The organism is Aestuariivirga sp., assembly GCF_047600585.1.
GTDB lineage: Bacteria > Pseudomonadota > Alphaproteobacteria > Rhizobiales > Aestuariivirgaceae > Aestuariivirga.
Map to the genome: position 1 here is coordinate 2,523,061 of NZ_JASGKP010000001.1, position 14,084 is coordinate 2,537,144.

The window sequence follows — 14,084 nt, forward strand, 5'->3', positions numbered from 1 at the left end:
GTCCGCCCACAACGCTCATGAGGTTCGCGCAAGCCGTGGGGCGTAATTCGTCGCTGTGGCATTCGAAGGAAAGACCCATGTCCAGCACGCCGCTATCATTCGACACGAACGACTTCATCAAATACTACGGCATTGATGAGAACACGCGCAAAGACCTGCTCAAGGTGAGCGAGGCCATTCGCAGCGCCCTGCCCGGTGCCCTCGACAAGTTCTACGCCAAGCTTCAACAGACTCCCGAAGTGGCGAAGTTCTTCTCCGGTGCGGATCACATCAATTCGGCCAAGACACGCCAGATCGAACACTGGAATGCGGTTGGCAGCGCCCGCTTTGACGCCGATTTCGTCGAACACGCCAAGCGTATCGCCGCCACTCACGCGCGGCTCGGCCTTGAACCCCACTGGTACATCGGCGGTTATGCCCTGATCCTGGAAGCGATCACCGTTTCTGTGATCGACAACATCTGGCCGAGAATGTCGCTCTTCGCAAAAGGGCCCGACAAAGAGAGTGTCGGCAAGATCATGGGCGGACTCATCAAGTCGGCCATGCTCGACATGGATTTCGTCATTTCAGTCTATCTCGAGCATGTCGCCGAAAGGGCGCGTGTCTCTGCTGAACGCAAGGCGGAGGAAGCAGTTGAACATGAGCGTCAACTGGTGACGGGAACGATCGGTGCCGCGATCCAGCAACTCGCCATCGGCAATGTCGCCTACCGCATCACCGATGAGCTTCCCGCGGCCTATGCCGATCTTGCAGCGGACTTCAACGAATCTCTCGCCAAGCTCGAGAACGCGGTTATCCAGATCCACGGAAACATCGACGTGATCCGCTCCGGTACCTCCGAAATTGCAACGGCCTCAGGCGACTTGTCGAAGCGTGTGGAAACCCACGCCATCGAGGTGGAACACACGATGCAGACACTGCGCCGCCTCACGACGCTTGCCCGTGACGGCATGCGCGTGGTTGAGGAGAAAGAGAAGGAAGAATCGGTGATCGGCCGGGCCGTCACCGCCATTTCGCAGATCGAAACCTCCTCGAAGCAGATCGCCCAGATCGTCAACGTGATGGACGAGATCGCCTTCCAGACCAACCTGCTTGCCCTCAACGCAGGCGTTGAAGCGGCGCGCGCCGGCGATGCCGGCAAGGGATTTGCCGTTGTGGCAACGGAAGTGCGTGCCCTCGCGCAACGTTCCGCCGAAGCGGCCAGGGAAATCCGCGACCTGATCTCGAAGTCCGCCAACTTCGTCTCGAACGGCGTGCGCGCCGTCTCGGAAGCGGGCAAGGCCATGCAGGATTTCGGCAGCGTGATGGACAAGATTGACGGCACGACGCAGCAGAATGCGGCCATGGCCGAGGAATCTACGGCGGCCTGCTTCAGCCTTTCACAGCAGACCGACGAGCTGCAACGCCTGATCGGCCAGTTCAAGACCCGACAGGCTGCGGCCTGATTTCCGATTGACGTGCGAAGGCGGCCTGCGGGCCGCCTTTTCTATTCTGCGCGCCAGGACGGCGGCAAAGACATGGGCCATGCGCTCATGGGGCAGCGCGAAGCCGCTTCGACTTCTTCCAGGTCAAAGACGTGATAGGCCTCACGGCTGAAGGAAAATCCGGCGTAGCAATCGGTCCGCCACACCGTTTCCACCGGCTGCAGAAGCCGCTCGGCAATGAACACCAGAGACATGCCTTTGCCGGGAAACCGGAACGCCGGTGAACAGAGAACACGTGCACCGCCGGCGCTTTGCTCCAGCACCAGGCACTGCTCGAAGACATCGGACTCTTCGAACACGAGAAGGCCGGGCTTCTGCACGCGGAAGCGGGGCTCGCGTCGCCTGTCCTCTTTGGTCCATTCGGCGGTCATGGTGGCATTTTGCACCATCCCACCTGACTGGGAACTGAACAGTTGACGTAAAGTGAACGTCAAGAAATTTGAGAAAATTCGAGCGTTTTCGCGTGCTCAGTCGAAAAGGTGAATGCCGGCCTGATCATCGTCCGCATCATTGGCGTGCCGGCCATCGAGCAGCGCGGATTCCATGTCGCCCAGCGTCATCACCTGCTTCAGCGCATTCTTCGGAATGGCAAGGCGGTCCGGCATATGTTCGGCGATGGTGCGCGAAATGCTTTGCAGGTTTTCAAGCGACTGACGCACCTTGTCGAGTTCCTGGAGATCGAACACCGAAATGTGGCCGTGCTGGTCGGAGGAGCGCAGCAGTTCCGACACGATCGCCTCGATGCGGGCGGCAGAAACCGCCAACGAGCCGTGAATGTGGGACATCCTGCTGAGGACATCCTTGCCGGAGACGTTCGCGGGAAGACCCGGCGCCTCAGAAGAGTTCGATTTCGCCCGCCTTTGCATTTCCCACCTTTGGATACGACAATGTGAATTCTTCCTTCGGTGGAGCAATGTACGCCTGCTGCACACGGCCGCTGGCCGGCCAGAACTTCAGGCGCCGCCCCACGCTGCCCCCCACGCTTTCGCTGACGATCGGGATCTGTTCGGCCCCGAGATAGCGGCGCGCGAAGTCGATGTTCTTCTGCCCGATCGGCTCGCCAATGCCTTTCACGGTATTGGCGCCGCCGAAAATCTTTGCATTGAGCCGCTTCCTGTCCCCACCGCGTTTCAGAATGCCATTGATCAACAATTCCATCAGATAGGCGCCGTGGCGAACCGTGTAGTCCACGCCCTTCGCGCCGCTATCCCCCGGCAGGAGGAAATGGTTCATGCCGCCAACACCGGCCACGGGATCATAGGCGCACACGGCGACGCATGACCCCAGAAGTGTCTGGATCACGATCTCCTGCCTGTCCCCCACGGCGAATTCGCCCTGGACGATGTTGACGCGTTCGTCTGTCATGAAAGCTTGCCTACGACCCTCTCAAGGCAGTTGCGCAAACCGTCGTTGGTGAACGGCTTCAGAAGGAAATTGTTGAGGCCATATTTGCGGCCTTCGTCGATCAGCGCCTTGTCGCCCTTGCCGGTCACGAGAATGAAGCCGGTCGTCTTGGTGGGCGCGTAGGAGCGGACCGCCTTGAGCAGTTCGATGCCGTTCATCTTCGGCATGTTGTAGTCGGAGATCACGAGATGGCATGGCGTTTCCATGAGCATCTTCATGGCCTGATCGCCATCCTGTGCGATCACCACATCCTTGACGCCGAAGGACCAGAGACCGTCACAGACCAGCATGCGGCTGACCGTTGTGTCGTCAACGACGAGTACTTTCAGGTGCCGTGCAAATGTCACAGTACACCTCCTGTTTTGTATGAGTTGGTGGAATTGAGGATTTCGGACGCGATAAGATTGATCGGCAGTTCGCGTTGGACTGCCCCCAGAGTTTTCGCGGCGCGCGGCATGCCATAGACCACGGACGTTCCTTCATCCTGTCCGAAGGTGACAGCACCTGCCTGCCGCATTTTCAGCAATCCCTCCGCGCCATCGCGGCCCATGCCAGTCAGGATCACGCCGACCGAGCGGGGTCCGCAATGCCGCGCCACAGACTCAAACAGAACATCGACTGACGGACGGTGACCATTGACCGGATCCGCCTGCCGAAGCCTGCAGACCGGCGTGTCGCCACCGTTGATTTCGAGATGCGCATCGCTGCCGGGGGCGATGTAGACCGTGCCTGGCCGCACTGGATCGCCATCCTGGGCTTCGGAGATGCGGGGCGCACACAGCTTGTCGAGACGCGAGGCCAGCGTCTTGGTGAACTTGCCCGGCATGTGCTGGGCAATGAGAATGGGTGGACAATTGGGCGGCAGGTTCATCAGGATCGTCTGGAGCGCTTCGACGCCGCCCGTTGACGAACCCACCGCCACAAGGAAACGGCCGGGTGCATAGGCTTCCACCGGCTTGACCTGCTTTGCCTGTGGCGTGACGGCACTTTTCACGTCGGCACGCGCAGCACCGCGGATCGCCTCGACGAGACCGGCGAAACCTTCGCTGCCATCGCCCTTCGGCTTGGCAACGCAATCGACTGCACCGATTTCCAGTGCCGCAATGGCGATGTCGCTCGATTTCTCGGTGAGGGTCGAGACCATGACGACCGGCATGGGCCGCAGCTTCATGATGCGCCTCAAGAACTCGATGCCGTTCATCTCGGGCATTTCGACATCGAGCGTGATGACGTCCGGATTGAGAAGCTTGATCTTTTCGCGGGCTTCAAGTGCCGTGCCGGCAAAGCCGATCACTTCGATATCAGAACTCGGACGACAGCTTTTGCGCCATGACCATCTGCATGGTGCGGGAGTCATCGACGATCAGCACACGGATGGTCATGCGGCGGCCCTCACCTTCTTGCGGTAGGCGGTGGGGCCTTCGATATTCAGCACACCGGAAGCCGGGCCGATGACACGCTCGGAATGACCGATGTAGATCATGCCATCGTCATTGAGCTTGGTGGAAAAGCGTTCCCACAGTGTCGACTGTAGGTCCGAGGCGAAGTAGATCATCACGTTGCGGCAGAAAATGGCGTCGAATTTGCCCTTCATCGGCCAAGGCTCGATGAGGTTGAGCTGCTTGAACGAAATCAGGCGCTTTGCCGCTTCGTCGAATTCGAACTGCGATCCGGACACGTCAGTCCAGGAATTGCGCAGGTTGGCGGGAATGGAATTGGAGATCCTCCACCGAATAGACGCCGCGGCGCCCGGTGGCGAGGACCTGGGTATTGATGTCGGTGGCCAGGATCTTGATATCGTAGGAACGGGCGTCCGGAAGTGCCGCCAGAATGCACAGCGCAATTGAATACGGCTCCTGTCCCGACGAGCAGCCCGCTGACCGAATCCGCACCCTGCCGCCCGAACGGGCAGAGCTGATGAGGCGCGGCAGCAGCTGTGTCTTGAAGTGTTCGAAGTGGTGATCTTCGCGGAAGAACTTGGTGACGTTGGTGGTCAACGCCTCGGCCATCTTGAAGAGCTCTTCGGTGCCATCCGTCCCCTTCACGAAGGCGGTGTAGTCCGCAAAGGACTTCATGCCCAGGGCCCGCACGCGCCGGGCCAGGCGCGAATAGACGAGTGCGTGCTTGCGGTCCGGCAGGTTGATGCCGGTCATCCGCTCCACCACTTGGGCAATTTCATGGAATTGCTCCAGGGACAGATTGAACTCACTCGTCGGAGATGACGGGTCGTTGTCCATTTGTATCAGGCCGCCTTCACCTGCTTCGCCGGAAGAACGGCCGCAAGAGACAGAAGACTGATCATCCGGCCTTCAAGGGTGACGATGCCGGTGATGAACATGCTGCCTTCCTTGTCGCTGACCTCGGGCGTCGGATGGATCATCTCGTCGCCCACGGTCACGATGTCCGACACGGCTTCCACGAGCAGCCCCGTCATGCGGCCCTCGTCCTGCACCACGATGATGGCGTGGCGGTGGGATGGCGTGACGGCCTCCTTGCCGAGGCGGCCCGCAAGATCAAGCACCGGCAGCACGGTGCCGCGCAGGTTGATGACGCCCACCACGTAGGGCGGCGCGTGGGGAATGGGCGTGGTTGCCGTCCAACCCCGGATCTCGCGCACGTTCATGATGTCGACGCAGAATTCCTGGTCGCCCACCTTGAACGCGATCAATTCGTGTCTGTCGTGTGCCTTTTCGTTGTCCATGACTTACCTCATCTCCCGCCTCTGCTGACGCGCTTCGGCGTTTCAAAATTCTTCTGGTGGCCTTCGGTGATGGTCTCGACGTCGAGGATCATCGCCACCCGGCCATTGCCCAGGATTGTGGCTGCGGCGATGCCGGGAATCTCGCCGTAGTTGCTTTCGATGCTCTTGATCACCACCTGGCGCTGGTCGTCGATGCGATCGACCAGAAGCGCGCAGCGCGAGCGGTCCTCGGTATCGACCAGGATCGCCACCGAGTTGGCGGGATCGATCGGCGTGCGGCGCACGCCAAGCGCCTTGCCCACATCGATCATGGGAACGATCCATTCGCGGATGCGGAGCGCATAGCCCTGCCCCAACGGAAGGATGTTGCTTGCTTCCGGCTGCAGCGTTTCCACAACGCTGGTGAGCGGCACGATGAAAACATCATCAGCCACCGACACGACAACGCCATCGAGAACGGCGAGCGTCAGCGGCAGGCTCATGGTGAAGGTCGTGCCGATGCCCGGCTTGGAGCTGATGGAAATGCGTCCGCCGAGCGCCTGGATTGAGCGGCGCACCACGTCCATGCCGACGCCACGGCCGGAAATGGCGGACACTTCCGTGGCTGTGGAGAAGCCGGGGAGGAAGAGAAGATTGTCGATTTCCGTTTCGGTGAGCTGCGCGCCGGGTGGAATGAGGCCCTTGCGGCGCGCCGTTTCCAGAACCTTCGGGCGATTGATGCCGCCGCCGTCATCGGCAACGGTGATCACCACGCGGCCCGACTGGTGTGCTGCGGAAAGACGCACGACCCCCTCCTCCGGCTTGCCGGCGCGGAGCCTGTCTTCCGTCGTTTCAAGGCCGTGGTCGACGGCGTTGCGGATCATGTGGGTGAGCGGATCAGCCAAGGACTCGATCACGGTCTTGTCGACTTCCGTGGTCTCGCCTTCGGTGCGCAGGCGCACGATCTTGCCGGTGGCATCGGCCACTTCGCGCACGATGCGGCCCATGCGCTGGAACAGCGACTTCACCGGCTGGGCGCGGATCGCCATGACGCTGTCCTGGATGTCGCGGGTCAGACGTTCGAGTTCCTCGAGCCCGCTGTTCACGTCGTTGGCGCCGGAGTGAATGGCCTGCCCCACGCTCTGGGCGAGGATGGCCTGGTTGATGACCAACTCGCCGACAAGGTTGATGAGCTTGTCGACGCGGTCCAGTTCCACGCGAATGGTGGCTGAGGTGGGCAACGCCTTGTCCTGCTTGTTCGCCGCATCCTGCTTGCCACCCTCGATCGCTGTGAGCATCACGGGTTCGGCGCGCGCTACTTCCTTGGCGGCTTCCGTCTGGGCAGCGACGGCTTTGGCGAAGCGCGGCATCGGCGGCAACACCGCAGGCGGCTCTTCCACGACGAGGGCGGGAGCGGGCGGCGCAATGGAAACTGCCGGAGCAGCACCACATTCCTCGATCCGGACCGTGGCGCAGTCTTCAACGAACTCGAAGCATTCGCGGACCGCCTCCAATCCCTTCTCGGTGCGAAGGGAGATGTTGAAGCCGAGATAGGCCTCATCGACCTTCATCTCGTCGAGCTTGGGCAAGGCGGAGCATTCGCAGGCGACGACCGTCTGGCCTAGTTCCATCAGGCTGCGGAGAATGAGGATGGGCTCATTGCCGCTCTGGATGGCGATGGTTTGGGGCTTGAAGAAGATTTCGAATGTCTTGCCGGGGTCTTCTGAGGGCGCAGGCTCGTCTCCACCCGAGATGTCGATGGTCATGGGCGTGAAGTCGATGTCATCCCAGTTGTCGTCATCGCTGCCAGCACCACCCGCAGCTGCATTGGCATGCTTCAGTTCATCGAGAAGCGACTTGTAATTGTTGGGATTGATCACGCCGTTGTCACGGCACGTGGAAACGAGGTCTGAGAGTTGGTCTGCCGACTTCAGCAGCAGGCGGGTGATGTCGTGGCTTGCGTCCAGCTTGCCCGCGCGGATTTCGTCCAGCACGGTTTCAAAGGCGTGGGCGAATTCCACCAGTTCCGAGAGCTTGAATGCACCCGCGCCCCCCTTGATGGAGTGGACGGCGCGAAACACCGAGTTCACGACCTCCGACGAGGTGTCTCCGCCATCCATGGAGACAAGCCCTTCTTCAAGGGCCTGGAGCTGCTCTTCGCACTCCTGGAAGAATGTCTGCCGGATGGATGCCATCTGATCCATGATCGTGCCTCAGCTTGCTACGCGTTTGACCACAGAGATCAGTTTCTCAGGTTCAAACGGTTTGGTGATCCAGCCCGTGGCCCCGATGCTCCGCGCCTTTGCCTTGCGTTCGGCATCGCTTTCGGTGGTCAGAATCAGGATCGGCAGGAGTTGGTATTGCGGAATCTTGCGCACTTCCTCGATGAAGCCGAAGCCATCCATGCGCGGCATGTTGAGGTCGGTGATGATGCAGTCCGGCGAACAGGTCGAGAGCACTTCCAGGCCGTGCACGCCGTCTTCGGCCTGATGGACCTGCATGCCGGCGGAATTGAGTGCCATGCGCAGCATGTCGCGCATGGTGCGGGAATCATCGACGGTGAGAATCGTGAGGCTCATGTGGCGGTACCCGTCGCAAATTCCTTCCTGAGCTCACCCAGGCCGGCGGAGGTCAATGTGTCGAGAAGCGCCTGCGACTCGACCGTGAAGCTCAGTTCATTCCCGGCAGCCTTGAAGCTGTGACGGGCGGCAAGAAGAACCTGCAGCAGCAGCATCGACATCTTCTTCACCTGCGACAGGTCGACGGTCGCATGCGAACCCTGTGCCGCAGAGAAATCGGCCTTCAGCCTCTGCAGATCCGCAAGAGAGCTGATATCCTTTGCATCAATCCTTGTGTTCCCCATGTCTTTCCTCTGCGCTTCCGACTGGTTGCTTCCCGAGACAAAGTCCGCACTGCTGCGGACCGCTCAACCGGTTAGAACTCTTCCCAGTCCTCTTCTGCCGTTGTTGCGATTGCTGCGCTCGCGCTCTTGGCGCCGAGTGCGATCTGTGGTGCGGGCTTTGATGCCGGCCTGGCTGCTGCGGCAGCAACCGGCGCGCGGGGTGCCATGGTAGGTCCTGCCGCGCGCGGCTTTTCAGCCGTTGCGGTGGTGGGCTTTGCTGGCACAGATGCCGGGGCCTTTGATGCGAAGGTCTTCACGGCGTTCTGCAGCATCTGCTGCTGCGCCTTGGCGGGAGACGGGCTGGCGGACGATGCCAATGTGGCCGCAGCGGGCCGGGCGGCCATAGTGGCCGCAGCGGGCCGGGCGGCCATAGTGGCCGCAGGCCGGGGTGCAACGGGAACAGGTGTTGGCGCGCGTGGCGCAACGGGCATGGGCGCGGGCCTTGCGGCGCGGGGCGCCGGCGCTGCGGAGGTTTCCTTGTGGTAGCCTGTCCGCTCAGCAGCAGGCAGTTTGAAGCGCTTGGCGAGGCTCGAGAGCCTGCGGGCTTCAGCACTCATCTCGGCAGCCGAGGCCCCGATTTCCTCCTGCATGCCCGCGCTCTGCTGGGTGTTCTGGTTGATGTTGTTCATCGCAACATCGATCTCGGCGAGGCTCGTCGCCTGGGAAGAATTCAGCGACGAAATCTTGTCGATGAGGTTCTGGACCGTGCGGACTTCGGTCGCGATCTCGAGTAGGGCTCCATTTGCCTTCTCGACCAGTTCGACGCCCTGGCTCACCTCTTCCGAACTCTGGGCGATCAGCTGCTTGATCTCCTTTGCGGCGGCAGCAGACCGCTGGGCCAGCGCGCGGACTTCCGAGGCCACCACGGCAAAGCCACGGCCCGTTTCGCCGGCGCGGGCTGCTTCCACGCCCGCGTTGAGGGCAAGAAGATTGGTCTGGAAGGCGATGTCGTCAATGAGGCCGACGATCTTGCTCACTCCGTTGGAGCTTGTCTCGATCTTCGACATGGTCGTGAGGGCCTGCGCCATCACGCCTTCGGAAGCGCCTGTCACATTCAGAACCTTGTCGACGAGGTGGCGAACTTCCTGGCCATCGGCGGCTGTCTGCTTCACGGCGACGGTGAGGCTGTTCAGGGCCACGGCGGTCTTTTCCGTGGCGACGGCCTGGTGCTGCACCTGTTCGGCGGAACGGCCCGTCATCATCTGCAGGCTGCCCGAGTCTTCCGAGATGATCTGGGAGATGGACACCACCTCGGCGATGATCACCCGCAGCTTTTCGAGCGCCACATTGATGGCGCCGCCGATCTTCTCGTAAACGCCCGGCAACGGCGTGTTGATCACCTCTGTGAGGTCGAGTTCCGCGAGGTTGAGCAGAACCTTGCGCAGGCGGTCTGTGGCGACCACGCGTTCCGTGCTGTCGGTGGCAATCTTGATGACCGAACGCACCTGGCCGTTCTTGTCCTTGATCGGTGTGTAGGAGGCCTGGATCCAGATCGGGGTTTTGTCCTTCCTGAAGCGCAGGAAGTCACCCGTCACTAACTCCCCCGCAGCGAGCTTCTGCCAGAAGGCCTTGTACTCTTCGCTCGCCGCATAGGCGGGATCGCAGAACATCCGGTGATGCTGGCCGATGATCTCCTGGCCACCATACTGGAGTTGCCTGCAGAAATTCTCGTTGGCGGAAATGATGGTGCCGGACGGCTCGAATTCGATGACGGCCATCGACTGGTTGATCGAGTCAACGATGTCGTTGGCATGATTTCGAAAGAGTAACACTTTTCTCTCCAAGTACAGTCAGCACACCGGGGAGAACCCGACGTGCATAATCAGGCACGTTTGCAAGGAGAATCTCTGTCGCCGCTCAATGCCTCGAGTGTCGATTAATCCTGCATTGTTGCGCGAGGCTTGTGGCGTCCCGGCAGTTTCGAGGGCGTGCGGAGGCGGCAAGGGTAAGAAGCGTCGGCAATCATCGGCGGAATTCACAAACCATTGCGATACATTGATTTTTTGGCGCACACGGAGTATGAGAGGCGCTAAGGAAAGGGAAACCATTCCGGCAAGCTTCAAAGCCTTGTCGTTTGCCATCCGCGATGCGGCGGAATCAGATGCCTCCGCTTGCCGGTGGCATCCTCCTTGTACTGACATTCGGTCAGGCGGCGCGCTCGTCGCCCACCTTGAACTTGCCGATCACTTCCGAAAGTTCGACCGTCTGCCGATTGAGTGTGTGGGTGGCGGCCGTCGCCTCCTCCACCATGGCGGCATTTGCCTGGGTGAACTCGTCGAGCTGGCTCACTGCGGCATTGACCTCCGTCAGGCTTTGCGACTGGGTGGCCGCAGCCTGTGTGATCTCGTTGATGATCTGGGCCACGTCCAGCACATGGGTGTTGATGTCGGTCAGGGCCCGGCCCACCTCCGCCACGAGCCCGACTCCCTGATCGACCTTCAAATTCGATTCACCGAGAAGCCGCTTGATGTCCTTTGCCGCCACGGCAGACCTGTCTGAGAGCGCGCGCACCTCGTTTGCCACCACCGCAAAGCCCTTGCCGGCGTCCCCCGCCCGGGCCGCCTCGACACCGGCATTCAAGGCCAGCAGGTTTGTCTGAAGCGCGATCTCGTCGATGACGCCGATGATCTTGGTGATCTGTTCGGCGCTCGTGGCGATCTCGCGCATGGAGGTAACGGCCCGCTCCACCACGTCGCGGCCTGTTTCGGCGGATGCCTTGGCCGACATGGCGGAATGGCTGGCGCGCGTGGAGTTGCTTGCCGTTTCCTGAAGCGCACCCGTCAATTGCCCGATGGTGGCCGCGGCCTGTTCGAGGCTTGCAGCCTGGTTCTCGGTACGGCGTGCGAGATCACCCGAAGCATCCGCGATTTCGGATGTGCCTGCGCGGATCTGGTCTGACGTCTGGAGAACGGAATGGATGGTTTCATTGAGAGCGCGAATGGAAGTGTTGAAGTAGTCGCGCAGCTTTTCCATCTCGCCCGGGAAGGGTGTTTCGATCTGCGCCGAAAGATCTCCGTTCGAAAGCTTGCCGAGGCCGCTGCCGAGGCTCGAGATGACCAGCTTGGCCTGTCGCTCGCGCTCTTCCCGTTCGGTATTCTGTTCGCGGGCCAGTTCTTCGGCCCGCCTCGCCTGCTGGTCCGCCTGCCGTTGCAGGAGCGCCGTATAAAGGGACGTGAGCGCCGAAAAGACCAGCGCCACACCGCCGATGGCATAGGATATCCACTGGAAGAGATCATGACGCGCATCGAAGGTCGCGACGGCCTTGGCAGTCTGCTCCTGCGTATCCGCCCGGCGCTTCTCGGCTGTGGCGAGTGCGGTATTGAGATGGTCAGTGATCTTCTGGGCGGCCTTGTCGAACGGATCCATCAACTTGTTTCCGCCCGCCGGACCTTCGGCGACATAGGCCTCGGCCATACGCCGCCCTGTCGTGTAGTAAGGCGGAAAGGCCTGGCTGGCGACGATCACCTTCTGCAGGATGTCATAGTCCTTCAGTTCCATGGCGAGCGCATGGGCTGCCTTGTAATGATCGTTGAACTTCTGGGTGTGTTCCTCCGCGTGGGCATATCCGTCGTCCATGCCGTCAAGGCCGCGGGTTGCAGAGACATCCGTGAGGAACTGCTGGATCTGGATGATGTTGTACTGCATGTCCTTCAGCTGCAGATCAAGCTCACCGAATTTTCCGATGCGGATCTTTGCATCAGCCTCGGCCTTCACCGAAGCGTCGCTGGCGATGTTCTGTTCATAGTTCGTGAAAAGCGAGGCCGCGAGCAGAACGGCAAGAACGATCTGCAGCCCAAGAATTTTTCGGCCAGCTGAAATGCCTTTTTTCTTCCCGTCCGCCATGATCTGCCCCGCAAGAATCGGCGGCATGAGTAGGCGCCGCGCCCCGCTGCAGAACTAGGCAGGCAATCTTGCACTGATCTTGCGATCGCCCGCGGCAGTTGTGCGAGGATGATGCGGAGAAGAAGCGGCCGCCGCTGTCGAAGGCGGTCAGTCGGATGCGCGCTGGAGAAAGTCGGCCACGGTTTCGACGAACTGCAGGTGCGCTTCCTGCTGGCGGGTGACCCAATCGAGGAGATCGGCAACGTGCCAGGCATCCGCATCGCCGGATGAGGGCGGGAAGCCGAGACCGCTCAGGGCGGGAAGGTTTTGCTCGAACTGCCGCAAGGATTGCCCAAGCGCCTTGGCGACTCCCGCCTTGTCCATCTTCTGGTTGATCATTTGCGCGCCCCCCGGCCCGGTCTGGTTCATGACCTTATTGCACGGTCATTTAGCAAGTGAGTTGCGCCGGTTCAAACGGAACCTGCCTACGCAGCCAATTCTACAACCTGAAATTGCTCAATGTGGCACTTTTGCCATTAAAGCGCCTTACTCTGCTTAAACTGCATAGCGATCTGCGACGTTGATGTAGTGTTTGGTTTAAAGTTTTGTTAATAAACAAGGCAGCGTACGAGCGCTTTTTGGTGAGTTGATTCTGAGGGTGGCACTCAACTTGTGGTGGGCAAAGCTATGTACGATGATGATCGAGTTCAAGAAACCGGCGATCCGAACCGGCCAAGAATGTATCTGATCGGAAACCTTGTGGACTCCGTTGGTATGGAGCCCAAGACGATTCGTTTTTATGAGCGTGCGGGCCTGATCAAGCCGCGCCGTGTGGGCACCTACCGTGTCTACAGCAGCAAGGATGTCGAGCTGCTCAAGGTGATCAAGTTCTTCCGTGCGCTCGATATGTCGATCAAGATCATCAAGGATCTTCTGGATCGCCATGGACGCTTGCGCATGGACGCCTTGCCGCACGAGGCCAAGAGCGCAATCGGCATCCAGCTCAAGAAGCGCCAGGAAGAGTTCGCGCGGCTCGAGAAGCTGTGCAAGCCGATCCTCGAGGACGCCGGCGCCAACGCCATCATTGCCGATGGCCAGGACGAAGTGCCGTTCTCCGATTCCGAAGCGTCCAGCAACTGATCTTTTACCACGCTGCTTTTGTGGCGCCTCCCTCCCCGCGGAGGGAGGCGCTGTCATCTTGTCCGGACTTCGGTCTCTCCCTTACAGCGCAGTCACGAGGCTGAAGCAGCCACGCAAGCCTCCCGCAAGCCATCGTGTTTAATCCTGATCGCAAGGAAGTGCTTCCTCTCTTCACTTCCAAGCGAACAAAGGGACGCGAGAGCGATGAACGACGGCAGCTTGTCAGAACTCACACCTACCGACTCGCAACGGCTGATCGGCCAGGTTGCGGAACACACGGGCCTCGAGCCCAAGACCGTGCGCTACTACGAGCGCGCCGGCCTTCTGAAGCCCAAGCGCATCGGGCGCCTCCGTATTTACGCCATGGACGACGTGGAGCGCCTCAAGGTGATCAAGCTGCTGCGCCAGTTCGATCTTCCGATCCGCACGATCAAGTCCTTCATTCAGGAAAACGAAACCATGCGCGTCGATCAGCTTCCTGACGCCGCCAAGGAAGCCATGGCCAAGCAGCTTGAGCGCCGCAAGAGCGAATTCAGCCAGCTTGAAAAGCTGACGCGTGGCATCGACGAGTCACCGAAGGCCTGAGCCTTCAAAACGGGTCCAAACTCCGTCACGCCCCGCTCCTCCGTGGAGTGGGGCTTTTTTTGTGTCG

Annotated in this window: 16 protein-coding genes and 1 pseudogene; 3 read left to right on the forward strand and 14 right to left on the reverse strand. The window is 60.5% G+C overall.

Going from position 1 to position 14,084, the window contains the following annotated elements; all coding sequences use genetic code 11:
* Positions 1–77: 77 nt before the first annotated feature.
* Complete coding sequence (locus tag QM801_RS12540) at positions 78–1,445, forward strand: methyl-accepting chemotaxis protein (protein WP_415019550.1); 1,368 nt, start codon at positions 78–80, stop codon at positions 1,443–1,445.
* Positions 1,446–1,486: 41 nt separating this feature from the next.
* Here the strand turns inward: QM801_RS12540 and QM801_RS12545 are convergent, their stop codons facing one another.
* The 14 genes and pseudogenes from QM801_RS12545 to QM801_RS12610 all read right to left on the reverse strand — a co-directional run bounded on the left by QM801_RS12545 (position 1,487) and on the right by QM801_RS12610 (position 12,691).
* Positions 1,487–1,855, reverse strand: a complete 369-nt coding sequence (locus QM801_RS12545) for a hypothetical protein (protein WP_415019551.1) — start codon at positions 1,853–1,855, stop codon at positions 1,487–1,489.
* Positions 1,856–1,951: 96 nt separating this feature from the next.
* Positions 1,952–2,269 carry a hypothetical protein gene (locus tag QM801_RS12550; protein ID WP_415019552.1) on the reverse strand — a complete coding sequence of 106 codons (318 nt, stop codon included), beginning with the start codon at positions 2,267–2,269 and terminating at the stop codon, positions 1,952–1,954.
* Between the two features lie 49 nt (positions 2,270–2,318).
* Positions 2,319–2,849 (reverse strand): chemotaxis protein CheD, encoded by a 531-nt coding sequence (locus tag QM801_RS12555; protein WP_415019553.1) that lies wholly within the window; start codon positions 2,847–2,849, stop codon positions 2,319–2,321.
* Complete coding sequence (locus QM801_RS12560; RefSeq protein ID WP_415019554.1) at positions 2,846–3,235, reverse strand: response regulator; 390 nt, start codon at positions 3,233–3,235, stop codon at positions 2,846–2,848. Before QM801_RS12560 ends, QM801_RS12555 begins: the two co-directional genes overlap by 4 nt.
* Positions 3,232–4,270: pseudogene (locus QM801_RS12565) on the reverse strand (protein-glutamate methylesterase/protein-glutamine glutaminase). The gene QM801_RS12560 and the pseudogene QM801_RS12565 overlap by 4 nt, the downstream one beginning before the upstream one ends.
* On the reverse strand, positions 4,267–4,566 hold the full coding sequence (locus QM801_RS12570) for a CheR family methyltransferase (RefSeq protein ID WP_415019555.1): 300 nt from the start codon (positions 4,564–4,566) through the stop codon (positions 4,267–4,269). The pseudogene QM801_RS12565 and the gene QM801_RS12570 overlap by 4 nt, the downstream one beginning before the upstream one ends.
* Before the next feature lies 1 nt (position 4,567).
* Positions 4,568–5,125 (reverse strand): CheR family methyltransferase, encoded by a 558-nt coding sequence (locus QM801_RS12575; protein WP_415019556.1) that lies wholly within the window; start codon positions 5,123–5,125, stop codon positions 4,568–4,570.
* A 5-nt stretch (positions 5,126–5,130) separates the two neighbouring features.
* The gene (locus QM801_RS12580; protein ID WP_415019557.1) at positions 5,131–5,589 is read right to left on the reverse strand and encodes a chemotaxis protein CheW; all 459 of its coding nucleotides are present in this window, start codon (positions 5,587–5,589) and stop codon (positions 5,131–5,133) included.
* An 8-nt stretch (positions 5,590–5,597) separates the two neighbouring features.
* The gene (locus QM801_RS12585) at positions 5,598–7,772 is read right to left on the reverse strand and encodes a chemotaxis protein CheA (protein WP_415019558.1); all 2,175 of its coding nucleotides are present in this window, start codon (positions 7,770–7,772) and stop codon (positions 5,598–5,600) included.
* A gap of 9 nt (positions 7,773–7,781) precedes the next feature.
* Positions 7,782–8,147 carry a response regulator gene (locus QM801_RS12590; protein WP_415019559.1) on the reverse strand — a complete coding sequence of 122 codons (366 nt, stop codon included), beginning with the start codon at positions 8,145–8,147 and terminating at the stop codon, positions 7,782–7,784.
* Complete coding sequence (locus QM801_RS12595; protein WP_415019560.1) at positions 8,144–8,431, reverse strand: STAS domain-containing protein; 288 nt, start codon at positions 8,429–8,431, stop codon at positions 8,144–8,146. The genes QM801_RS12590 and QM801_RS12595 overlap by 4 nt, the downstream gene beginning before the upstream one ends.
* Positions 8,432–8,502: 71 nt before the next feature.
* Positions 8,503–10,242, reverse strand: coding sequence for a PAS domain-containing methyl-accepting chemotaxis protein (locus QM801_RS12600; protein ID WP_415019561.1), 1,740 nt, complete (start codon positions 10,240–10,242; stop codon positions 8,503–8,505).
* Positions 10,243–10,615: 373 nt separating this feature from the next.
* Complete coding sequence (locus tag QM801_RS12605; protein WP_415019562.1) at positions 10,616–12,340, reverse strand: methyl-accepting chemotaxis protein; 1,725 nt, start codon at positions 12,338–12,340, stop codon at positions 10,616–10,618.
* Positions 12,341–12,460: 120 nt separating this feature from the next.
* Positions 12,461–12,691 carry a hypothetical protein gene (locus tag QM801_RS12610; RefSeq protein WP_415019563.1) on the reverse strand — a complete coding sequence of 77 codons (231 nt, stop codon included), beginning with the start codon at positions 12,689–12,691 and terminating at the stop codon, positions 12,461–12,463.
* 288 nt (positions 12,692–12,979) lie between these two features.
* On the opposite strand from QM801_RS12610, the gene QM801_RS12615 reads away from it, so the two are divergent.
* Together QM801_RS12615 and QM801_RS12620 are read left to right on the forward strand one after the other, a co-directional pair.
* The gene (locus tag QM801_RS12615) at positions 12,980–13,432 is read left to right on the forward strand and encodes a MerR family transcriptional regulator (protein WP_415019564.1); all 453 of its coding nucleotides are present in this window, start codon (positions 12,980–12,982) and stop codon (positions 13,430–13,432) included.
* A gap of 204 nt (positions 13,433–13,636) precedes the next feature.
* Positions 13,637–14,017, forward strand: coding sequence for a MerR family transcriptional regulator (locus QM801_RS12620; RefSeq protein WP_415019565.1), 381 nt, complete (start codon positions 13,637–13,639; stop codon positions 14,015–14,017).
* Positions 14,018–14,084: the final 67 nt, after the last annotated feature.